The 23,166-nt window shown below is 36.4% G+C and carries 17 protein-coding genes; 10 read left to right on the top strand and 7 right to left on the bottom strand.

The features are described from left to right. Positions 1-302: 302 nt before the first annotated feature. Together IZT61_RS16785 and IZT61_RS16790 are read right to left on the bottom strand one after the other, a co-directional pair. Positions 303-482 carry a histone H1 gene (locus IZT61_RS16785; RefSeq protein ID WP_196098188.1) on the bottom strand — a complete coding sequence of 60 codons (180 nt, stop codon included), beginning with the start codon at positions 480-482 and terminating at the stop codon, positions 303-305. A gap of 11 nt (positions 483-493) precedes the next feature. Then, the gene (locus IZT61_RS16790; protein ID WP_196098189.1) at positions 494-685 is read right to left on the bottom strand and encodes a hypothetical protein; all 192 of its coding nucleotides are present in this window, start codon (positions 683-685) and stop codon (positions 494-496) included. A gap of 263 nt (positions 686-948) precedes the next feature. Here IZT61_RS16790 and IZT61_RS16795 point away from each other — a divergent pair, with 263 nt between their 5' ends. Further along, positions 949-1,230 (top strand): hypothetical protein, encoded by a 282-nt coding sequence (locus IZT61_RS16795; protein WP_196098190.1) that lies wholly within the window; start codon positions 949-951, stop codon positions 1,228-1,230. A 747-nt stretch (positions 1,231-1,977) separates the two neighbouring features. Here the strand turns inward: IZT61_RS16795 and IZT61_RS16800 are convergent. Together IZT61_RS16800 and IZT61_RS16805 are read right to left on the bottom strand one after the other, a co-directional pair. Further along, positions 1,978-2,511, bottom strand: coding sequence for a PH domain-containing protein (locus tag IZT61_RS16800; protein WP_196098191.1), 534 nt, complete (start codon positions 2,509-2,511; stop codon positions 1,978-1,980). A gap of 1,284 nt (positions 2,512-3,795) precedes the next feature. Further along, on the bottom strand, positions 3,796-5,031 hold the full coding sequence (locus tag IZT61_RS16805) for a tyrosine-type recombinase/integrase (protein ID WP_196098192.1): 1,236 nt from the start codon (positions 5,029-5,031) through the stop codon (positions 3,796-3,798). A gap of 824 nt (positions 5,032-5,855) precedes the next feature. Here IZT61_RS16805 and ltrA point away from each other — a divergent pair. The 4 genes from ltrA (at position 5,856) to IZT61_RS16825 (ending at position 11,542) form a co-directional block, all read left to right on the top strand. Then, positions 5,856-6,743, top strand: coding sequence for a group II intron reverse transcriptase/maturase (gene ltrA / locus IZT61_RS16810; protein ID WP_230383741.1), 888 nt, complete (start codon positions 5,856-5,858; stop codon positions 6,741-6,743). 746 nt (positions 6,744-7,489) lie between these two features. After that, complete coding sequence (locus IZT61_RS16815) at positions 7,490-8,857, top strand: hypothetical protein (RefSeq protein WP_196098193.1); 1,368 nt, start codon at positions 7,490-7,492, stop codon at positions 8,855-8,857. 126 nt (positions 8,858-8,983) lie between these two features. Further along, complete coding sequence (locus IZT61_RS16820) at positions 8,984-9,475, top strand: hypothetical protein (RefSeq protein WP_196098194.1); 492 nt, start codon at positions 8,984-8,986, stop codon at positions 9,473-9,475. Positions 9,476-10,960: 1,485 nt separating this feature from the next. Beyond that, on the top strand, positions 10,961-11,542 hold the full coding sequence (locus tag IZT61_RS16825) for a carboxypeptidase-like regulatory domain-containing protein (protein ID WP_196098195.1): 582 nt from the start codon (positions 10,961-10,963) through the stop codon (positions 11,540-11,542). A gap of 99 nt (positions 11,543-11,641) precedes the next feature. Here the strand turns inward: IZT61_RS16825 and IZT61_RS16830 are convergent, their stop codons facing one another. After that, on the bottom strand, positions 11,642-12,070 hold the full coding sequence (locus IZT61_RS16830; protein WP_196098196.1) for a GtrA family protein: 429 nt from the start codon (positions 12,068-12,070) through the stop codon (positions 11,642-11,644). Between the two features lie 305 nt (positions 12,071-12,375). Continuing rightward, positions 12,376-13,620 carry a hypothetical protein gene (locus tag IZT61_RS16835; protein ID WP_196098197.1) on the bottom strand — a complete coding sequence of 415 codons (1,245 nt, stop codon included), beginning with the start codon at positions 13,618-13,620 and terminating at the stop codon, positions 12,376-12,378. Positions 13,621-13,800: 180 nt separating this feature from the next. On the opposite strand from IZT61_RS16835, the gene IZT61_RS16840 reads away from it, so the two are divergent. Beyond that, a complete protein-coding gene (locus IZT61_RS16840; RefSeq protein ID WP_196098198.1) occupies positions 13,801-15,810 on the top strand; it encodes a hypothetical protein in 2,010 nt (669 codons plus the stop codon). 78 nt (positions 15,811-15,888) lie between these two features. Then, entirely contained in the window at positions 15,889-17,388 is a 1,500-nt protein-coding gene (locus tag IZT61_RS16845) for a glycosyltransferase family protein (protein ID WP_230383742.1), read from the top strand. Here the strand turns inward: IZT61_RS16845 and IZT61_RS16850 are convergent. Beyond that, positions 17,385-18,923 carry a hypothetical protein gene (locus tag IZT61_RS16850; RefSeq protein WP_196098200.1) on the bottom strand — a complete coding sequence of 513 codons (1,539 nt, stop codon included), beginning with the start codon at positions 18,921-18,923 and terminating at the stop codon, positions 17,385-17,387. The two genes, IZT61_RS16845 and IZT61_RS16850, sit on opposite strands and share 4 nt — an antisense overlap. A gap of 359 nt (positions 18,924-19,282) precedes the next feature. Between IZT61_RS16850 and IZT61_RS16855 the strand changes: the two genes are divergently transcribed. The 3 genes from IZT61_RS16855 (at position 19,283) to IZT61_RS16865 (ending at position 23,041) form a co-directional block, all read left to right on the top strand. Further along, positions 19,283-20,866 carry an NAD(P)/FAD-dependent oxidoreductase gene (locus IZT61_RS16855; protein WP_196098201.1) on the top strand — a complete coding sequence of 528 codons (1,584 nt, stop codon included), beginning with the start codon at positions 19,283-19,285 and terminating at the stop codon, positions 20,864-20,866. A 229-nt stretch (positions 20,867-21,095) separates the two neighbouring features. Beyond that, on the top strand, positions 21,096-22,559 hold the full coding sequence (locus IZT61_RS16860) for a hypothetical protein (RefSeq protein WP_196098202.1): 1,464 nt from the start codon (positions 21,096-21,098) through the stop codon (positions 22,557-22,559). A gap of 2 nt (positions 22,560-22,561) precedes the next feature. Then, positions 22,562-23,041 carry a hypothetical protein gene (locus IZT61_RS16865; protein ID WP_196098203.1) on the top strand — a complete coding sequence of 160 codons (480 nt, stop codon included), beginning with the start codon at positions 22,562-22,564 and terminating at the stop codon, positions 23,039-23,041. The last annotated feature ends 125 nt before the right edge of the window (positions 23,042-23,166 follow it).

A 23,166-nucleotide genomic window follows, 5' to 3' on the forward strand; every position in this document is an offset into this window, starting at 1 on the left:
TTGCCGAAAAGCGATACCAAAAAAAGAGACAAATACAATTAAAAATGATAATCCACTTTATCTATTATCCTACGTTTTGCCTTTCAGGTGAGGGTCAAGCCTTGTCAGAAAAACATGAGTTTCGGTGGGATGCATTTGTCTACCGCAATAGTCAAGATCTATTATTGCTGATCCTGAAAGCTCGAAAACTAAATCCTGAGCTCACAAAATCCCGCTGACTTCCATGATATGGTCGGTCCGCGGGCAGTACAGAAAAAGCCATCGCAAATGCGGTGGCTTTTATCCCCAAAGCAATAAATGCGCTAATTATCGCTGTTTTTCTTTTCAGTAACTTCAATTCTGATTTCCTGGGCAAGCGTTTTCAAATCCTGCATGACCTTGCGTACACGAGTACCTGCTGCGCCATTTCCGTTGTCATAAAATTTTTTTACATCAGCCTCAATAGCCGCTACCACTTCTTTTAATCTTGCAAATTTTTCCATATTGTTGTTTTTTAAGGCGCTGCAAAAGCATCGCCAGTTTGATTAAATTTTCCTTTGAGGAACAGCGAAATTAATAAAATACAATAAAGTCTCAAACCCTGGCTTTGCGCGGCCTCCTCATTTTTACCTTTTGAAAGTCCCATAGATTGCCCTTTCTCATGTACCTTGAGGAACTGTTCACGCTTTTCAGGCTTTCCTTCCATGGTGAACATGTTGAGATTGGAATATCGTGGGATAGCTTCGATGTGAAGTTTGATTTTTTTGCCATTTTTTTTCCACGCTGACCGTCGCCGTTTCTAAGTGCAGATTCCAGCTGGTTCCTTGATTTTACCTGCTGAAGTTCTTTGATATCATATTTATCCAGGACCGATTTCAAATCAAAGCCTTAAGATAGGGACGATAATACATCTTTTATTCTGCAGGTAAACTTTTCTGGACTAACGGATTTACAAATCCCCTGGCAAGTATGTTAAGACGATACAATGGGGTGACCAATAATTTAATTGCCAATACCAACCTACGCTATACCATTTTACCGGGCTTAAATGCCAAGGCAAATTTTGGATATACAAATACCCGCCTTGAGCAGATAGCTGCCGTGCCGGCATCTTCTCAGAACCCTGCTAATAATCCGACAAGTTCTGCAAACTTTACCAACCTGAATGGAGATTTCGCTAAGACTGATCAACTTATTTCGGAACTTAGGGTCAGTGTGTTTGGGTCTCGACTGACCACTCCAAAACACTAATAAATAATATGTTATGGATAATTTGTGTCTTTTCTAGGGATGGTCAATCTGACCCGGAATTACTTGGTCAAGGTCGCCGAAATCTCCACCAATCGAGTCGTAAATGGAACTAATTTGCAGTTGGTGACTGGTTGGATTAATCCCTTCGACCATACAAGGGCGATGATCATCTATACAGGACAACAGACTGCAGATATTGTCAACCTTCACTACTCACCGCATTAGGAACAATATGGATATTGGGTAGCAGAAAACGCCATTACGTTGGATAAGGGAGACTATGTAAATTACCGAAAAGTTTGGACTTGCGATCCTTTGGAATAGGTCGACGATTGCTGCTAAGATGCGTTAACGGTGATCAACGAACCCATTCCGAAAGCATTTGGAATAAGTATGGGAGTGGTTAAAGGGGGCTCACTCGGTGTAGAATTCTACTTTTAACTGGTCTGAATTTTGGGAAGTTCACACAGGTAAACGACGGCTGTTTTACCATTTTAAATAACGTGCCTACTTCTGCTCTAATATTAATGATACCTGCACTGATGAAAGGCCCGATTATTATATCCGTTGTGCCTGAGGAATTTATAGCACGAGTTGTGGGAGATACTTCTGATAAAGAGACAATACCAAATATTCATCATCAATTTTAAAAAAACCATCAAAACACAGAAATGTTTCTTGACTATCAAATTAGCAAATAAATAACCAAAGATTTCCCAGGATTAAATCAGATCATAAACGATTAATTTACATATTGGATAGTTTATTATTTCTTTGGTTTAGGTAATGGTTCACTTTCTCAACCAAACTAACGTCATCTGGTGAAATAATAATCTTTTTTTTACGATGGGTCCGAAGAAGAATTCTATTTTTTTTCTGGGTCACGAACCAGGTCATATTACCGATTTTAGAATTGTAATATTTTCCGTAATATCCAAAAAGACCGCTATTACCAAAAGTTCTCACCACTCCCGAAAAATCGGTTGAGTCTAAAAGTCGTATCTCTGCAATATCAGAAAGTTTGATTACTACCTCGCCAACTGGTCGGTGTATGACTAGTGTTTCCCCTGAAAGAGAATATTTGCTGGTACTATATAAATAACTGCCAACGAATGTCGAAATAAGAAGAAGAAGCACTCCACCATGAATTAGTATTAATTTTATATCGCCATTTACTGATATAAGTAATCTTACATTTTTCTGCCCAATTGCGATGAATAGAATTAAAATGCCTATAGTTGTTCCCTTGCACAAAGTGTCAAGTGATGCTTTGTAATCCATGCTGGTTATATTTTTCTATTGTCCGATACTAAAACTCCTTTAAATAGATTTACTTTATTGGAGTATTTTCTATAAGGAGTGATAAATTCCTATCGATAAATTTCATTCAGTCCTTAAAATACATCTTTCGCACGAAGAATCCAAAAGAATATATAATGCTGACTGGAATAGGTTTTATATGCATCACTTCGGCTAGCTGTTACCACCTTTCTTAAAATCGCGGATTACCTGCGGGTGACTCATTCCAACTTACAGAAGATAAGCTCAGCTTGTTATTCTATGCTGAAATCCGTGTATCGACCCATAATAAAACTTCTGCCTTTCTTTTTCAAATCCCTTCAACCTTACGTTTTATCCAATTTCAGTTTGATGTTGATAAAATCTGTATAATTGACGCAGATCCTTAATCAATTTATTAAAATCGACCATTTCTGACGACAAATACAAGTGTATGTTCATTACCCTAGAAGTACTGATAGATATGGTTGCCATAAGCCTCAGCTATTTCAGCACAGAGTTTTATTAAAAAAATCACTTTTCGGTGCTTCAATTCTCAGTATGCAAAGGACGATATTCTTTTTACCACGCCTTTTCTTCTGCAAGGAAATTTAACTGGGTGAATTTGAATGGCATTGCAAAATTGTTATGTTTGTTATAAGAATAAAAAACATTCCGTTCGTGAACTATTTATAACAAATATTTGAGAAGGCCAAACTCGTTTTTTGGAAGAATAAATTTTTAGATAAGGATATTGATGCTATGACTATATTCAATGAAAACAACCTATTGAAAAAACCGAAAAAATTGTTGTGATCGATTAATAGACAGTTTCTAATAAAATATTTTTTATTTGACGACCAAAGTAAACTTTAGCCGCTGGGCTATCAATAAAGGGTTCGTTTTTGAGATTATTTGATGCTCAATTTGACATTAAATAAGTTGAAGTTTTGAATATTTAATTAGCTTCATTTGATTTAAATATCATTTGTTAGAGTAAGCATTAATTTGGGATGGCAAATTTGTGAATACTAATATCTTTAGATGGCAATCAATCAAATCGGGTATTACAAATCAAAATCTATATTTTTTTTTCCTCGCTGAATGTTATATGAATAATGTCCAGGCGATTCGGCAAATCAAATTACTGGATTATGCATCGTTGTCATTGCATTCATCGCACCAGTGGAAATGAAGCAAATTAATATAAATGTTGTTTTCTAAGGAAGTTAGATAAGATTTTAGTATTAAGCAATATTAGTCTATGTTATATAAGTTGATTTTTTGTTAGCTAAAATCCATTAATTGCTCTGCAACTTTGACCTTCGCTTCATTTTCAAAACCAGCCCAATAGTTTTGAGTCGTAATGATTGTCGTATGCCCCAAAGCCTCCTGTGCGAACTCAAGTCCCGCCAATCGTACCGCTCTAGTCGTAAAGCTATGTCTAGCATGCATTGTTCCTATATTGAATGGTATACCTAACTTTTTCCCTAACCGAACCATGTGCTGATTTATGAATCGTACAAAGTTCATATTGACCCTATATTTTTCTTTGGCGTCCATATCCTTGGAGAATATAGGGAACACATAATCATCTGCCTGCCCATTTTTTATTCCATATTTGAGAAAAAATCTCGCAATATGTGAGGTTATCGGAACAACAATAGGTCTTGGATCTGATTTAGTTGTGTTAAAAGTTTTCTTGCGTAGGAAACTAAAATAACCTTCTCCCAGATCTCTGAATCTCAACTCTGCAACGTCCCTGATGTTCATTCCATTACATTGATAACTGAAGAACCAATAATCCCTTGCCTTCTCTATAAATTCATCACCATCTACATCTGCTGTCAAAAGGGATTTCATTATCTCCGAACTCAAATTTTTCTTAATATTTCTACCTGTAGGTATTTTATATTTTTTAAATGGATAAATTTCCTGTGGAATGTCTGCATTTTCTATAGCTAGATTAAAAATTCTTCTAAGAGCTCGAAGATAGATTCCAACGGTTGTCCGTTTTAGATTTCTCCCCAACATCCATCGTTCATATTTATTAAGTATATTGACATCAAAAAAATCAAATTCAATCCTCTCTGGTGGTTTTTTTCTACCTAATCCACAAAACTCTTTAAGCGACTTTACAGTGGAAATATAATTGGATGCCGAACCAATTCGGTCTTCACTTTCCAGTAACTGAATATACTCGGTGAAATAGTAGAATACATTGTTCACACTGGATCTTACTTTAAATAATGCTCTTTCAAATTTATAAAATGAAAAGTCATCAACTTTTTTCAACGCTTCGATAGCCTTCGATTCAATTGCTTTAAGCTTAATCTGAATTCGTTTATATCTACCTCGAGGAGAAGGATTCAGATATGCATGTTTGAACTCTTCTCTGCTCATGGAAATTCCGGTATCATATAATTTCGCGCGTTGGAAATACACTCTCAATTTAATTGGATAATCTCCATTGCCCAGCTCTCGGCGTGTGTCTTGGTAAAGTGAAATTGTAGCTTCTTTCATCGTCTAAAATCATGTTTTCATTTGCACAAAATTTGCACAAACTTTATCGAAATAACTGTGCAAATCAAAATCTAAAGATAGACATTATTTTTTATAACTGTTTGAAATACAAATAAATACAACAAAATATTAATAGATATTAACATCTTTTGCGTCGCTGTTAATCAGAGGGTCGCTGGTTCGATCCCAGCAGAGGCATCTGATAATCAATCAGTTAGATCCACTTCGCCCGAGTGGGGCTTTTTATTTGGTGCGTCGGGAATGGTAATTTACTATAGGGTTGAAGTCCCGAACAGGCTTTGCAGTAGGAAGTGTTAGCTAGAGACAAGGGTGTCGTGGGCGACTGCGAATCTGAAGGAAGTCCGAGGCAAGTATGGGGGCTTACGAATAGAAACTGTATACGAGGCGGATTTGGTCCGGGTGATGTTGCCAAACAAACAGAAGCCCAATACTGCACGGGGACTATTACGTAGATACAGAGACCACATCCATAGGAAGTAGATTGTCTTAACCCTAGAGATCTGAATGAGTTCTGTCAAGTGTAAGCGCGATTACAGGAGAAGAAACATTTAGCAGAGATGGTAAATGCCTCAATCAGAAGTCAGCAGCGGTCGTAGTACTGCATTTTTCCGATGCAGAAAGGACCAAATGTTAGGATGGCAAAGGAAACAGGAAGTTTATGGCAGAGCGCTTACAGCGGAACCACATTAGCGAACTGCTTATATGAGGGTAGGACGGAATCCGAGAGTAAAGTATAAGAGGAGCTGAGCCGAGCCGTGCAGCCAATGTGCACAATGCCTGGGAAGGAGTTTTTTTTTAGTATTATGCTTGAAGAAATATTAGACATCCGAAATGTACAAAGAGCCTTTATTCAGATCACTGCCAATAAAGGTGCTGGTGGTATTGATGGTATGCAGACCGATGAACTTCGCGACTACCTGAATACGAGCTGGCAGAGATTACGGACTAATATTTTAAAAGGCGATTATCGACCAAACGCTGTGAGAAAAGTAGAGATACCCAAAAGCAGCGGTGGTATGCGGATGCTTGGCATCCCAACGGTCATTGACCGGTTGATCCAACAGGCCCTCTCTCAATGGCTGAGCCCCAAGTACGAGGGCGACTTCTCCTCTGATAGTTATGGTTTCCGGCCAGATCGCAATGCCCGTCAGGCAGTGCTAAAGGCTCAGCAATACCTTAATACAGACTATACCTGGATTGTGGAACTTGATCTGGATAAATTCTTTGACCGGGTAAACCATGACAAACTTATGTACCTGCTCTCATTAAAGATAAAAGATAAGCGGACATTGAAGCTTATCGGTCTTTACCTGAATGCGGGAATCATGGAGGATGGATTGGTCAGCCCAAGAAGAGAAGGTATGCCACAAGGCGGTCCATTAAGCCCGTTATTATCAAATGTGATCCTTCACGAACTTGATGAGAAGCTCCAAGAGCGTGGGCATCGGTTCGTACGTTATGCTGATGATTGCAGTATCTATTTAAGAAGCAGGAAATCGGCACAGCGGGTAATGGCAGGTATTTCAGTATATCTGGAAGACGGGCTGAAACTGAAGGTTAACAGGATGAAGAGTAAGGTCAGCTGGCCGAGCCAAAGCAACCTCCTTGGGTTTTCATTCTATGGGACTGAACCCAAGCGCAATTTGGGAATATCAGTCAATCTCCGAAAATCTCAATACGGTTATCGGTGAAATGATACCCGTTGTCTGGAAACACATCAAAACGCCTGCAAAGGTCGGTATGAACATCGGTTAATGGTGTAAGAAACAGGAATGCTGGTTTACCTTAAAAGATAAGTTTATCGATGTCAGTCTGATCAATGATGATATAATAAAAGAAGGAGAAAACCAGATGAATGACGGCGCAGATGCAGTGGATCTGACCCCTCCAGGAGATTAAAATCATTGAAGAAGCAAGGAAAATAACCGCAGAAACCTGGTTTTCTGTTTCCAAATGGACAAAAGAACATAACAAATTCACTCCATTTGACAGAAAGCTTGCCTACAATCTGGGAGTCTTGTCCAACAGAAAAGCTGCTTTATCAGCTAAGCAGGCAAAAAATGCATTGCGGATTCTCAAGCAGGCGACTGATGATGACTTTTCGACACGTTAATGCCATGCTTTTAAACAAAAAATAATTTTTATTGCCTAGTTGTTAAATATAAACGAGGTTTTAGAGACTTGGATGTGAAGGATGATGAATATTTGAATGTTGCCTTTGAGATTGATTATGACCGAAAGCGAATTAAAATTCATGGACAACCTAACCAACAAGAACGCTCGACCGTCGTCTAACAATTGAAGCTGATCGTAGCGCTTGCCAGCAGCTTCTAGGTATTCTTCTCATGCTCATTATTGTCTTTTTATAGTAACAAATTATTAAATGCTTACATAAAATTAAATTAAATGCGACAATTGGAATTGTATCCAAAATAAAATGAATATTGAAAAAAGTTTAATATATTTGTTTTCTCTAAATCCGTTTTCAATGAAAAAAAAATCTCTAATTACACTAACGATACTCACAGGCTTATGCCTTTTTCTTTTTGCCTGTAGAAAAGACATTATTTTTATGGTTGATGGCAAAGAATCCGTAAATGCTTCGATTATGGAAAATGCCAAAATTTGGAGGTTACAAAACCTTAAAAAGAGCACACAAGTACTTAAGCCTTTATGGGCTGACTCTTGGAAAATTATGTCGACTAGTAATAAGGAATTGTTGATAGTTCCTGCTCCCGAACATTATATGACAAATGAAAATTACAGGATCAGACGTTTTTTCATTTTCACAATATCCAAAAATGACATCATGGACGGTCAAATAGTAGAATTTTTTGGAGCAAATTACAAGATCGAATCTAATCTTGAGCATTTACTTAAAAATTATGCTGAAGCTAAAATAGATAAATTTACAGGAGCTGTTAATAGATATGACATGAATTATATCCTTAAAAACAGCAATACTTTTGAAAACGGTCAGCCCTCTAAAAAAAGTATTGTATTATCGCAAATGCAAGTACGTAATTCCAAATCAGATTTGCCAAATCATCCCGTTCTTAATAGTAAATTAATGTCTCTAACTGCAGGAAAAGTGATGACAACGGGTTCCTGTGGAGATCCAGTTGTGCAAAATATAGGTTTTCCATCCTCTTATTGTGAAGGGGGAACTGTGCACATACAAGAAGAAACCACATATGCTGATGGATGCTTAATTAGCCTTAAGAGAACCTATTTGGGAGTGTCTTGCCCAAGTAGCGGTTCAGGGAGCGGTTCAGGGAGCGGTTCAGGGAGCGGTTCAGGGAGCGGTAGTGGCTCCAGTCTGGATGAGAACCCGCCATATAGCAATTCAATTGTTACTTTTTATCAACATATAGGATACATGGTCGATGAAAATATTGATCGGGCTGGTGAGGATGCAGATGCATTAGAGTTTGGCTATATGAGTAGAAATCCTTGTAGGACTAATTTTGAAGCAGATATCAAATGTTCGGCCTACCTTGGTGCGGGTGCACCTGTTGCTGTAGTCGAAGAAGTTGTTAGTATGTGGGTTAGCCTTGTAAATGCATCGCAGACAACTCATTTACTGGATGGAACAGAAGATTCCTGGTACAATTTTTTATCACAAACGCCACAGTATAATCACAGTCCAGTTGGGTACCCTGTCATTAACTTGCGCTGGATAACTAAGAGGACCTCAAGACACACAGTCAAGAAGCCTAATCAACTGCCTAAATCAAACTCTTATACTACCCCGTACGATATAGAAAGAACTTATAGTGCATACTATAACGGTTACATAAATTAGACCAATTATACATTTTACGACAATTTTTAGTTAAGGACTTACCACGAAGCGCTTTATTTGTTTAATATTTACGACTATTTTAACGACTTAACTAAAAACTAATATTTTTATCCGAAAAATAATGTAATGATGGAAATAACAATTCTAAAACCAATTGTAGTTAATCAATTCAAATTTAATAAACAATACTTATCTAAACTAAAAGTCAGTAGTTCTTATCAATCTTTTTTTTATTATCATTTTAATTCTTCTAATTCTTTTACAATTGTATTTAAAATAATTTACACTGTCGGAGATAAATGGAAAGATACAATCATCCCCTCTAGAGAACCGAACAAATGGTCCGTACACCTGTCTGGCGAAGCAGGGTCTGGAAAAATATTATTTATATATAACTATTCTTGTAGGGTTAAATTTTTAAGTGAGGGATATGAATCCGATGTGACATCATTGACATCATTTGTTGATCAATTTTATAGTCATATTCAACATATTCTTCAAGACCCTGAGCTTGAGTTAGTCCAAAAGAAAGAAAGAGAAATATTGGCCAGTAGACCGTCAACCGATATTGCTATAGAGATAATTGACAATTTAAGATCAATGAAGATGTATGATTGAAACCAGCTATTCTGATTACAGAAAAATACCGAAAACCCACAAAATCATCTTAATGGTAAATTTAAAGTTAACAATCCAAACCCGGTCAAGCAAATTGAGTGGGATTTTTTTTTGAAACAAAGAGGTCTCTGTCTTTCCTAAAATAGATTATCATAATTTCTCTCTACATGGATAGCTAATCTGTATTTCTTCTAGAAAAAAGGTAACATTGCAGTCTTAGTTCGAAATTTTCAAATCAGCAATCCACTTCAAGTCTTCAACAAAAGAGTTATAATTGGGGTTCTGCTAAAAGTGGCCACTGGTTTTCATCCATCGTGGGCATCTTTGTCGGCCGATCGCGCTTGAAAGTGGTCACTCTGCTCATTTTAAGCGGTTTTAACTTTCTGAAAAGCAGGGTTGGATTCAATGGTTGTTTCGTTTGGAGAAACCGAAATGGAGATGTTCTAATTTCTTATTCTGATGTCTTTTTAGAAGTGGGCTGAATTGCTACAATTCTTGTCCTGACTTTTTGATAAGCAATTTATAAGATTGTCAAAGAAGTTCCCATCCTTAAAAAAGGACTTTTTGACGTTGGAAAAAAGACTTGGTAACTAACCTATCATGGAATCCCACTTGGAAATAATTGCTCAGATTCAACTAATAATACAACAGCATTTTAAAATAACCGAAAAATTTCATCTTATTTTGGGTTACCACACTTGAAAAAAAAAGCCCATTTAACGTTAGAACAAAGGTATAAAATAGAGGCTTATCTATCGATAGGATAAAAGCCTCTCTGAAATTTCAGATTATGTAGGCAGGGAATAACTGTTATCTCCCTGGAAATATAAAGAAACTCGGACGGCAGAAGCGGTGTGTACAAAGCTGCTCTTGCAGACAAGAAAGCTGACTCTAGGCATCGGGAAAAACCTAAAAACATCCGCTTCGATGAACATCTAAAAGCACAAGTTTCGGCATTACTGAATGCGGACTACAGCCCCGAGCAAATAGAGGGATGGTGCAGGTCGAAAGCTGTTTTTATGGTTTCCAAGGAGGCTATTTAAAGGTATGTATGGAGACAAACGCCAAGGCGTTAAGCTGTACGAACATCTGCGAAACAAGGAAAAAAGATATAAGACGGGAAAATAAAAATAATGGCAGGACCTAAATCGTTGATAGTGTGGATATTAGCAAACGTCCAAAAATAATTGACCAAAAGTCCAGGATATGATAGACAAAAGGTGCAGCAAGAACAAAACCATTTATACACACTTCAGTTTGTTAAAATGGTTGATTACGGAGAAAATGCAAACCGAAATCTCTACCCTTTTGAAAGAAAAGAATTGTTAATTTTAAGTACGATTGAGAAACGCAAAAAAACACATTACACTTTGTTCTATTCGAGCTTGTCAGCTGTAAGGAGCCAGCATTGAGCAACCTGTAGGTATCAATTAGGTTTTCAGACGCAGTATAAATATTTTTAATGATGGAAAAAAACAAAGACATATGAGGCATTTAGTAATTTTGCTACTTGTTATTTTTGAAATTGTAATAAGTTCCGATCTTCGCGCCGAGGAGCTTTACAATATTTCCGGTACCGCGACTGATGAGAATAATAAACCTATACAGGGAGCAACTGTCTTTATTAGTGGCGCCCAAAAAGTTACAGTAACTGACGCCGGAGGTATTTCTAGGTTTGTCGACATGCAAGCTGGAAACTACCTGGTCTCAACAAAAATGCTTGGTTACAACAGTCCTTCAGTTGCCATTACATTGCGAGACAAATCAGTAAATTTATTGGTTAATCTTGAGATAAAGTCTATTACCTTGGATGAGGTTAGCATCACATCAAATCAAACCCGCCATCGTTACCTAAAGATATTTCAGGAGCAGTTTTTGGGACACACGGCGGACAAGCAAAAATGTTTGATAGTCAATCCAGAGGTTATTTCCTTGACTGGCAAACAAAACAATACTGGTAATCTGATATTGAAAGGAGAAGCTGATGATTTGATTATTATTGACAACTTTCTTCTAGGATATAGGATAAAATATCTTCTACGGTCATTTGTGGATATACCAGAATAGATTGATCCCGTATAACAGGAAATAAAATTGTTGTAAAGTTTTGCTCTTAAGTATTTTAGTAAATTAGCGGCAAGGGGTCAACCAAGTTGGTTTGTCCACCTAAGTGAACATTCTTTCGGAATTTTTAAAGGTTATATAATAGTTCGTCATGAAGTTCCAGAAGAAAACAATTCCTACTGCTACCAATTTACTAAGGTAAATATCCACACGACCGTAGGTATGCAATAAAAATATCGAAAGATAATTAATAGCAAGACCTGCAAGACCAATTATAAAAAAACACATAAATTTGCTGTTACTAGAATTCTTTTGTTTTCCAAATGTCCACTTTGAATTTAAAAGATAATTGTTAATTACTGCAATAATAAAACCGATTGTAGAAGCTATAAACTTGTCCATTGAAAAAGACTCAATCAGCAAATATGTCAAGGAGAAATCGATAGCCATTCCAAATAGCCCTATGACGCCATATTTGACTACTTTGATTGCCATCGGGAGAAAACGCTGTACGTATTTGTTTAAATACATTATTTTAATTCTTATAATTTTTGTGTGCCCAGTTTCTTTGTTTTTGTCCTTGACTTATTTCCTAAAAATTATTCTTTCCTCTGAGGTATTTCAGATTAGATGCAAACTAATATAGTCATTATCATAAGCAATCAAAACTGTAGAAGTAAGAATTTTTGACTTTTTATTTTTTCTTAATATTTGTTTGCCAGATATAAAATTGGGGAAGAGTACGCTTATCAAGAAAATAATAGTTAACCGCTATAAAAATATTTATAAAGAAAATTACCGCAATTAAAATGAATCCGATGATGTGTAACGATGTTTTATCTTTCATTATCCTTTATTTTTTTAAAATCAGATCTGGACTCGATAGTGATCTTTAATCTTTCCTTAAGCGTAAAAGCATTTTTCCAAACATGGACATAATTCTGAGAGGTCCAGATTAAAGCGACTAGATATATTGCTCCGAGGGCCGTAAAATGGGGGCTTAATCTATATTTTGGTGAAGAATACTTTAACAAAACTGTTGCAACAAATAGACATGAGCCCACAGCAGAAATGTAGGCGTAACGATCCGCAATGACAGAATACCGAGCTAATGAGAACAGGTTACTCGTTAAAACTATATGTATAAAGAAAAAGCTCAAAGCAAACAAAATTATTTTGTTTTTCAGTTTATTAAAAAAACAGGCGACGATTATAGGAATGGATATAACATGAACCCACAACCAAACTGGAATATCTTCAGATTTTAGAAATGGAAAAGGATACAAGTATGAAAGATTGACCGGGAGAATACATTTGGTAATGTACTCACTTACAGAATAGAAAAATAAGGGGATACGTTGGAACCACGTATAAAAATCACTTCTATCGATTTGTTGGGAATCTAGCGTTGCCAATCCGAGCATTGTTGCCAAGATAAAAAAAGGGAGCTTCTCAAGCCAGACTAACTTGTTCCGAAGATCTCTACTATATAGATAATCAAGCAATACTAAACATACAGGTAAAACAACCGCCTGTTCCTTTGCTCCAAAGGAAAAAAGAAACATAACTAGTGTTAAATAATAACTTGACGGTTCTCCCGAACTTAAGTATTTTCTATAAGAAATTAAAGCAACAACGTAAAACATCGCATATATCAACACTTTCGATGCCGCAACCCAGGAAACGGGTTCTACATTTATGGGCAATATTGCAAACATTGTTGTTGTAAGGAAAGCAAGTTTAACATTTTTTAAATTTTCCCTCGTATCAATATCACCCATTAATTCTTTCAAAAAATAGTAAACCAATAGGCAGTTTATATAGTGAATCATTACACTTACAATGTGGTATACACCAGGTGTATAGCCAAATAAACGATAGAGTGTTGTATAATATAACTGGTTTAACGGAGCATATTGACCGTAATAAAAATCTGTAAATATTGATCTGATATTACTAATTGAGAATCCACCTTCTGTAAAATGGTTAGTTACAAACCATTGATCATCCCAACCAATCAAAAAGTCGAATTTACTAACTGGAAAATAGACGATTAACAACGATACAAATACTGCAGCCATAAATATTATGTTTCTGCTATTTTTATTTTTCATATGAAAGCGATGATTTTTCTCCAATATATGAATTGTGTGGAAAAAGAATAAAATAATTAACAAAAATCTTTACGGACATTACAAATTAAATTTTATCAGCAAAAGAATTATCTTGCAAAAAAATACCCTGCCATGCTGCGCTTTAATGTGAAAACATCTTTCTGTATTGTAATGGTTATGGCTTTGGTCCTTGCAATATCAATATATTATTCTAGCCAGCCCTTTCGGGCAGATCTTATAACCGCTAGCGGTTCCGCTTCAAGGGTTATCCTACCATTTAAATCCAAGGATGCAGGTAAGCCGGGCGTTTATACCTATAAATTAACAATATATAACTCGGCCTTGTTGTCGGGAAAATTCCATGTCATCGTTGATGATTGCTTCAGAAGCATAGAGTTAAATGGCAGGAATATTATGCTAGACATAGCATTGGAAAAAATATGTGATAGCAATAATGGGTTCGATATAAATTTAAAAAAACAGCTTCATTCTGGGGCTAACGTCTTAAAGCTAGAAACAGAAAATCGTAGCGGACATTTTGGGCTTCAATTTTACGATACGACCTTTTATGCTAAGTATTATTTCATGATATTGGTGTTTCTTTTCATGATTCTATTTAAACCAAAACCGTTTACATTTACCATCTTTGGTAACTTCAAACATCTTTTAAGAAGCGAGGGGAACAGACTGTATGCCGTTTTCCTCTACATTCTAGTTATTACGGTAGTTTTATTTCTCGGGCCCATACTCAAAAACAGTAGCTTGCATAGATGGCTGATCATCTGGACCATATTAGGTTCAGCCTTAATTCCCTCCCTCCATTTGATCTACACGAATTGCTTATTTGCTAAGTATTCATGCTGCATCTTTATTTTGTCATTTATACTTTGTTCAGCCTTTCTTGTTTGCCGCTTTTATGATGAATATTCCTACGATGTTGAGGGGCACATCCAATACATACAATATATGCTGGACACGGGCCATAGTCCTGTTGCCTCTGGTGGATGGATGTTTTACCATCCCTCTTTTTATTATCGTTGCGCTGCCCTCTTTTGGAGCCTTGTAAACTTGAATGCCCACTTTAACTATGAAGAGTTCTTGAAAATGATGCAGGCGTTTACACTATTCATCTTTATATTTTATTCTTATTTTTCTGTTAGGACGGTTGACTTGGTTTTCAGGACCCTAAGAAAGAATGTTGACAAGAATACTCTTCGGGGTTCATATCATTTGGTGATTTCCCTTTTTCTGTTTTGGCCGGTCAACACTATTTTTTCCGGTAGGATTGGAAACGATATCCTGTTCGAACTATTTTATGCGATTGCATTTTACTTCATATTGAAATGGTGGCATTCTCAGAAATTAGGTGACTTTCTCATTATTTTAATCTGTGCCTCTTTTGCGATATGGTCGAAAACAAACGGTTTTATACTGTTGGGTCTGGTTGGTACGCTTTTAACAATAAGATGCTTTACAAAACAGGACATAAAGCTGTTTAAAATGAGATATATAAGTAAAGCATACCTATTTGCCATATTTTTGGTGTTCATTGGCTATTTAACCCTTTCTGATAAGATTGCCCGCTTTAGGTATGATCCAGATGCGCCATTAGTTGTCAGTAATGCCAATGGGCTGGGCAATGATTTGAGGGTAGAAAATAATTTAAGAACCTTTTTGACCTTTGATGCCGTAAAATTTGTCAAAGTACCATATACAAGCGCAATAAACCCGGAACGGGGACGGGATAACTTTTGGCACTTTCTTTTTAAAACAAGCCTGCTGGGTGAGTTTAGTGAAACGTCGCCGGTGTTAAAAGCTATTGCCAGTGCATTAAGCCTATTTTTTTTATTGCTACTGCCAATATTCCTTACTGGGCTTTTTGTAACAATAAAACACTATAAAAATGATTTACCAGTATTGATGTCGCTTTTACTTTTGGTCGGCTCGATGGTGATTTTTAGGATAGCATATCCTTTTTCATCTTCTAACGACTTTAGGTACATATATCCGGCCGTTTTACTGTTTTGCCTATTACTTGGTCGCGGAAAAATCCATCTTTCCAGGATACGATTTGTCAATTACTCAGCGATAGGCATTATTTCCATATTTATTGGCCTGGCGACAATTTACCAAATATTAAACAGCTTAAAATATTAAACAGTTAGAATTCCCTGTCAACCTATTTTAACAATCTCCAAATCGATGCAACCGATATTAAGCACAAAAGATCTTCTATTGAAAAAACTATCAAAGACAGATCTTTCAACAGATTCTTATTTTTATGTTGTGGTACTAATTTTGTACCTAGTTGTGGCATACAATAGTTCTGGCTATTATCATTTCGATGAACATTTTCAAGTTATTGAATTTGCAAATTATAAAATGGGTAATACCTCATCTTCTGATCTTGCCTGGGAATTCTCATCGAGATTAAGATCAAGCTTTCAACCAGCTTTATGCTTTACAGTATTTAAAATTTGCAATTCCATTGGGCTTGATGACTCCTATCAACTCTCTTTCATTCTGCGAGCCCTAACTGCTGTATTCAGCATTAGTGCGATTAGGTTCTTTATTCAGTCATTTAAGCACGCGGTTATTAACGACTATCGGAATCTTTTTGTCCTAATGTCTTATTTTATATGGTTCCTGCCATATATAAATGTTCGTTTTTCATCTGAAACATGTTCTGGCGTATGTTTTGTATTTGCCCTAGGCTTAATAGGACGACCCAATCCCAGAAGAACAAATTTTCAGGGAATCTGTCTCGGGATTGTCCTGGGGATTTCGATACTTTTTAGATATCAAACGGCCATAATGGTTTGCGGGGCCATATTGTGGTTAATTGTTTTTGAGGGGGAGTCAAAGAAGAGATTGGCAGTTATCATTTTTTCAATAATTGCTGTTCTTTCAACAGGAGTTGTAATTGACATCTGGTTTTATGGCGATTTTAATTTAACTATATATAATTATGTTTATATCAATCTTATCAAGGATGTAGCATCACAGTTTGGTGCTTCCCCTTGGTACGAAATATTATACTACATATTTTTTTCAACTGGCCCTCTTGGGATCCTCATCTCAATTGCATATTTAATAATGGTATTTTATGAACCAAAGAGTGTTTTTATATGGACTACCTTGCCATTTCTTGTTGTTCACTCAATTGTTCCCCACAAGGAATTGAGGTTTTTATTTCCATTGGCGAACTTGGTCCCTATAATACTTATCTTAGGGTTTCAGCACTTTTCCCGGCTTAAACTATTACCCCCTCGTGGAATTGGCTTAGCACTACTAATCTTATTTATAACAATTAACTCGATCGGTCTTGGGGCTACCGTTTTTAGGGGGGCAGGTGATGCAAAGGTTGCAGTTGGCGAGTATATACACAAAAAATATGCGCAACAAAAGATAAACCTTATCTGTGTTAACGGGATAAATCCTTACATTGATTGGCAATCCCCAAAAGATACTTTTTATCTTCATTCAAATATATCCCGAATCATAGTCCCTACAATATGGGGTCCGGATCCATTTAATCAGCAATTGGGAGATGTAACACTACTATTAATAAGGCAAGAAGATATTACTGGACCAAGAACACTTGCCTTACTCGAAAATAATGGTTTCACTCTTGTGTTCGAAAATTTTAATGCGTTTGAGAGAATAATCACTGAATTTTATGATTCGTCCTTTTTTGACCAGGAAATTTTTGTTTATGAGCTACAAAAGAACTAGTTCTTTATAATAATAATAAATCCACCTCTGCTACCTCTGTAATCTATTATCGCGTGGTTTCTTTTATCCTCTTTCCAAGGATTTGCAAGTTTGTAAAACATAACCGGCTCTTCTATAAAATATTGATCAGTCATATATTCAATTTTCCCAACACGGTATTTCCTTAGTGAATCTACCAGGTTTTTTTTGGGGAGAAAATGTCCTGACGACTCGATCTGTTCATTGCCGATATTCACCTCAAGAACTTTGTACCCTTTGACATCAAGAAAAAATGCTTTAAAGAGAGTTAGGGCGCTCAAAAAGAAAGAGAAAACAAGCGACAAGTACAATGTTCTACTGGCTTTTGGATCATGGCAAACTTTTAGTGAAAGATATAATGCTATAAGGATGAATATTATAAGGTAATATCTAACCGAATTATGGACGGTAAAGAGGCTAAAAATACCCAGATAACTAATTAAAATAATACCTGGCACAGTGGTCTTTCCGAACGAAAACACGTCTTTCCAGAGATGATAGATACAGGAGATACAGAGAATTATAGCCGGAAATATAAAAAACGCCTTAATGCCCAATGCTACCGGGTATGAATAAATATTTAGAAAGATCTTATAATTTGTCAATACATCAAAGAATGCTAATCCATGGCAGAAAACAAATGTCGCGAGACCCGCTGATGCAATTATTAACACAACATACCTTGGGATTCTAATTTTAAAATTAAAGTCCATTTCAAAGGCATAAGCAAATAAATGCACCTCTAATAAAACAAGAATAATAATCGAACTACCCCATATCATTCCATATTTCACATCAAAAATAACATTGAAAAAGCTCATTAGAATATGGAGCGCAGCTAAATTAAATAGATTTACAAAAAGCAGTATGATCAGATTTTTATAACAATAAGTTTTGTTGTGTCCGCTCCATATCAATAAACCAAACAGGGCAGCAAAAGAAACGCTTGCATAGATAATATGATTATAAGTCCCCAATAAGTTTATCATAAGGAATAAGATTATCAAGATCGGCCTGGGCTTGGCGTTTGTCTTCACAATTTTTGTTACCACAAGAAGGTATATGGCCATAAGGATCATTGTAAAGCTATTAACTTCCCAGGCAATTCTGGGTAAGATCAGATATATTGCTGATTGACCGATGAATAGTAAGAATAAGATTGAGGATTGTTGACTGTAGGCTTTTAGTATCCGGGATATTATTATAACGCCAATCAAGTTAAATAATACTCCTGGGATTCTGAGTTGACCCACACCTGATTCGAAGAAATAAAACGAGAGATATGAACTCAGCGCTTGTAAAATACCCGTGTAATGATTCATGCCATAAATTGAATGGAAGCCCTCCGTTTTATAGGAATCTGCCATTATTCCCATCCACGCTTCATCCCCATGCAGACCGGGTAGGCTATTTAGCTTCCAAGACCACCAAAACAGGAGGTAACCATATAACAATATCTCTGCAATGGTCCTTAAATAGGTCTTACCTTGGAAAAAATATTTTATTGTAGTGAGCATTTTCTGTATAATATCTTGTTGTAGCTTTATTGAACAAAAATAGGATTTCTGAAGAACTCTAATTTGAGTTGCATAGAAAAGAGTTCACAAAACAGGAGTCTTTGTCGTTTGGAATTCAAGTGTAGAACCGCAGGTGCCAAGAAATACATTACTATTAAGTTGATATGATTGGATTTTAATTTTAAATGTATATTTTAGTCAAATCCCTAACGATATATGAAAAAAAACGCTCAATCAAACTTGTTGATCTCCAAAAACTTCAAAAGAGGTTGCAACGGTTCTTATCTTAATCAAACAGGGAATGTCTTTTTTCAAAAGTTAAGGTTTTTTGTTTACGTAACGATTTCCTAATCCACCAAATGAGTAAAAAACAGACGGCGATTATTATCGGCGCAGGTCCAGGCGGACTGACGGCTGCATTCGAATTAGCCACCCGATCAAACATAGATGTGACCATACTTGAAGCTAGTAATGAGATTGGGGGGATTTCAAGAACCGTCAATTACAAGGGAAACAGGATTGACATAGGCGGGCATAGATTTTTTTCGAAGTCCACCAGAGTGTTAGACTGGTGGGCCAATACCCTACCTCTGGAGCCAGCTTCACAGCCCCTAACAGATCTTGACTTATCTAAAATAGGCCCTGCGTCCACAGATTCTGAAAAAGGGGATAAGGTTATGTTAATCCGTAAAAGGGTTTCACGAATATTTTATCTGCGGAAATTCTTCGATTATCCAATAAGCCTAAATTACGCTGCAGCAAAAAACTTGGGTTTTATAAGAATAATCAAGATTGGTATAGCCTATATCACAATCCGTTTGTTCCCTATAAAAAACGAACAAACCCTTGAAGACTTCCTGGTAAATCGATTTGGTAGGGTTCTATATGAAACGTTTTTTAAGGATTATACCGAGAAAGTCTGGGGTATTCCATGTCATCAGATAAAGCCGGAGTGGGGCTCGCAACGGATAAAAGGCCTTTCAATCTCAAAAGCAATAAAACATTCTATAAAATCAATGTTCGAAAAGGATGAGACCATAGAACAAAAAAAAATTGAAACGAGTCTTATAGATAAATTTATGTACCCGAAATTTGGTCCGGGCCAACTATGGGAAGAAGTTGCAGACAAGGTAAGCACCCTAGGAGGCAAGATTGTATTTGGCACCAGGGTAACAAAAATAAAATGGATTACCGAAAGTCAGGTCGAGGTTTCCGTGAAGGATGTTGCAAGTGATTCAGAGCTGGTTTACACAGGGAATTACCTTTTTTCGACAATGCCCATTAAGGACCTTATTTTGGGAATGGGGGATGAAGTCCCATTGGTGATACAAGAAGTTGCAAAGGGGCTAGCATACAGGGACTTTATTACGGTTGGGCTCTTACTTAAGGGCTTGAAAATTAAGGATAAAATGCCAAATAAAGCCGGTCAGAATCCTGATCAATTAATTTCCGATAATTGGATCTATATCCAAGAAAACGATGTGAAGCTTGGTAGATTACAGATTTTTAATAATTGGAGTCCCTACATGGTTGCTGATAGTAATAATGTATGGTTGGGACTAGAGTACTTCTGCAATGAAGGAGATCATCTATGGAACATGGAAGATAGGGATTTCATTACTTTCGCAATTGAGGAGCTGGTTAAAATAAGTTTTATTGAACCTGATGAGGTATTGGATAGCACTGTGATAAAAGTACCCAAAGCATATCCAGCGTATTTTGGTAGTTACGATGACCTTCCGCTAGTTAGTGAATATACAGATTCTTTTAGCAACATGTTCTTAATTGGACGAAATGGCATGCATAAATATAATAATCAAGACCATTCAATGCTAACGGCAATGGTCGCAGTCGACAACCTTCTCTCAGGCAAAAAAGATAAGGGGAATATTTGGATAATCAATACGGAAAATGATTACCATGAGACGAAAACCAGCGACTAGCTTAAAAAGCGAAATTGCTATGGACCCACGCAAACTATTAGAATTTCTAGTCCATAAAAAATATAATAAGCCATTTATTCGAAAATTATTTGGAAATATTAATTTTCTTCTTATTTTAGTTAAATAATCGTTTAAATTAAATATATAATTATAACCTAGGTTGTGGTCTGATTTTCTCGTAGTTTGTGTCTGACATAAGCTAATGAACAGGATACAACTAACTAATCTTATGAAGAAAAACGCCCTCCTGTTTTTGACCGGCATTGTTAGTTTATGCCTTCTATTATTCGCATGCAGAAAGGACATAAGTTTATATATTGAGAATAAGGAACAAGCTTCTTCTATTCAAATAGAATCTGCCAAAATTTGGCGGCTGCAACGACTTCAAAACAAAGGAGTGGTTCTAAAACCATTATGGGATGGGGCATGGCAAATGACGACCAGTAGAAAGCGGAATATTTTGGTTGTACCTGCCCCCGAAATATTCATGGCTGATGAGAACAATAGAATACGACGATTTTTTGTGTTCACCTACGATGGCAATGATGTAAACGGGGGTCGTATTGTTGAGTTTTTGGGCCATAACTATGCTGTTGAAGAAAATCTAAATTATTTGATAAAAAATATTGATAGCGAAAGTATTCAGGAGTTTAATGGCTCGATATTACAATATGATATTAATTATCTTAAAATTATAGGAACATCTTACGAAGATGGAAAGAAGAAAGCAAATGCCGAGGTTGAAATCGTAAATAACAGTGTTTCGGAAATGAAACAAATTCAAATTTCCAGAATGGGAATTTATGCAAACGCCAAACTAATGTTAAACCGTACGAGTGGATTAATGACATCTTCAAGTGAATGTCCAGCAACTGTGGTTATTAACAATGGCTTCCCTTCAACATATTGTCAAGGCGGTATTGTATTGTATTCTGAACAAACAAATTATATAGACGGTTGTTTGGCTAGTATCATAAGAAATTATATAGCTACCACTTGCCCTGGAGAGGGAAGTGGTTCTGGAAGTGGTTCTGGAAGTGGTTCTGGAAGTGGTTCTGGAAGTGGCTCTGGAAGTGGATCGGGTGGAAGTCCGCAATATGGAGGCGGGGGAAGTACCGGAAATCTAATAAATTTGATTGAAAACCCTTGTACTGCTGCCGCATTTGCGATGGCAATGACCTCAGATGCTTCCGCAAATATTAAAAATCTATTCTTCGATGCATTCGGCATAAATACGAACAATACAGTTATTTTTAAAGATATGACCGCGGGTCTTAATATAGATGGAAAAACAACAACTGTAACTTTGAATGGAGTTGCTACCAGTACAGTGCAATTCAACAGTGCTGCATTCGACATTCGATCACAGCAATATGCCGTTGCTACTGTATATCATGAAATGTTTCATGCCTATCTAGGTGCGCATTTCCCAGCGGATCAGGAAGGTAAGATACTAATTCCTCCACAACATGAATACATGGCTAGCAACTATGTAGACATGTTAGCTTCCGTTCTGACAAGTCAATTTTTAGGATTAAGTATCACCGATGCTAAGGCTTTGGCTTGGAGTGGATTAAAAGGCACATCGTACTGGGACACCTTAAGTGAGCCCGACAAAACAGCATATGGTATTATACAAACTCTTTATAGTGATAAAGAACGGGCCGACAAATTGGGTACTTATTGTAATTAAATATGGGAAAAAAAATAACATTACTTCACCTCTTTGTATTTGCGATTATTACGGAAGCGTATGCGCAATTAGCTAATAAAAGCACATTGAACACAATAGCTAACTCAATAAATAAAATATATCGAAAACCAATTGATAAAAAGCTTGTACTTTTTTCAATCTGGGTGTCAACGGATAAAAATTCAAAGGTCGATTCTGTTTATTTTTCCGAAATGTCTCCCCCGTTGACAATTGACATGGTTTTAGATACTGCTGAGATTAAAACTTTCTTTAAGAGAAGTTCTAAATTAGAGAAAAAGTTTTCTAATACATTATTTATTATTCCTATATTGTATCGCCCCCTAAATAACATTGCTGCCATTTATTTACCCGACTTGGGCCGTGATTTTAGCAACCTCATCCCTGAGCAGGCTAAATTTCGAAATAAGAAACTTATCGTGGAAAAGCCGACAGAAATCACTATTCACGAAACAGTGAATTAATATATATTCAATTTTTAAGCCCCCGGCTATAGCGTAGTCACTATTATGCTTTTGCCACTTTAAAAAATTAATATGCCGTTTGTGAATATCTGTCCAACTCACGCATCGGTTCCAAAAATAACTGA

The organism is Pedobacter endophyticus, assembly GCF_015679185.1.
Taxonomy (GTDB): domain Bacteria; phylum Bacteroidota; class Bacteroidia; order Sphingobacteriales; family Sphingobacteriaceae; genus Pedobacter; species Pedobacter endophyticus.

Bases quoted from the DNA above. Each gene is read 5' to 3' on its own strand.
- IZT61_RS16785 (WP_196098188.1), bottom strand. From the start codon at position 482: ATGGAAAAATTTGCAAGATTAAAAGAAGTGGTAGCGGCTATTGAGGCT.
- IZT61_RS16790 (WP_196098189.1), bottom strand. From the start codon at position 685: ATGGAAGGAAAGCCTGAAAAGCGTGAACAGTTCCTCAAGGTACATGAG.
- IZT61_RS16795 (WP_196098190.1), top strand. From the start codon at position 949: ATGTTAAGACGATACAATGGGGTGACCAATAATTTAATTGCCAATACC.
- IZT61_RS16800 (WP_196098191.1), bottom strand. From the start codon at position 2,511: ATGGATTACAAAGCATCACTTGACACTTTGTGCAAGGGAACAACTATA.
- IZT61_RS16805 (WP_196098192.1), bottom strand. From the start codon at position 5,031: ATGAAAGAAGCTACAATTTCACTTTACCAAGACACACGCCGAGAGCTG.
- ltrA (WP_230383741.1), top strand. From the start codon at position 5,856: ATGCTTGAAGAAATATTAGACATCCGAAATGTACAAAGAGCCTTTATT.
- IZT61_RS16815 (WP_196098193.1), top strand. From the start codon at position 7,490: ATGAATATTGAAAAAAGTTTAATATATTTGTTTTCTCTAAATCCGTTT.
- IZT61_RS16820 (WP_196098194.1), top strand. From the start codon at position 8,984: ATGATGGAAATAACAATTCTAAAACCAATTGTAGTTAATCAATTCAAA.
- IZT61_RS16825 (WP_196098195.1), top strand. From the start codon at position 10,961: ATGAGGCATTTAGTAATTTTGCTACTTGTTATTTTTGAAATTGTAATA.
- IZT61_RS16830 (WP_196098196.1), bottom strand. From the start codon at position 12,070: ATGTATTTAAACAAATACGTACAGCGTTTTCTCCCGATGGCAATCAAA.
- IZT61_RS16835 (WP_196098197.1), bottom strand. From the start codon at position 13,620: ATGGCTGCAGTATTTGTATCGTTGTTAATCGTCTATTTTCCAGTTAGT.
- IZT61_RS16850 (WP_196098200.1), bottom strand. From the start codon at position 18,923: ATGCTCACTACAATAAAATATTTTTTCCAAGGTAAGACCTATTTAAGG.
- IZT61_RS16855 (WP_196098201.1), top strand. From the start codon at position 19,283: ATGAGTAAAAAACAGACGGCGATTATTATCGGCGCAGGTCCAGGCGGA.
- IZT61_RS16860 (WP_196098202.1), top strand. From the start codon at position 21,096: ATGAAGAAAAACGCCCTCCTGTTTTTGACCGGCATTGTTAGTTTATGC.
- IZT61_RS16865 (WP_196098203.1), top strand. From the start codon at position 22,562: ATGGGAAAAAAAATAACATTACTTCACCTCTTTGTATTTGCGATTATT.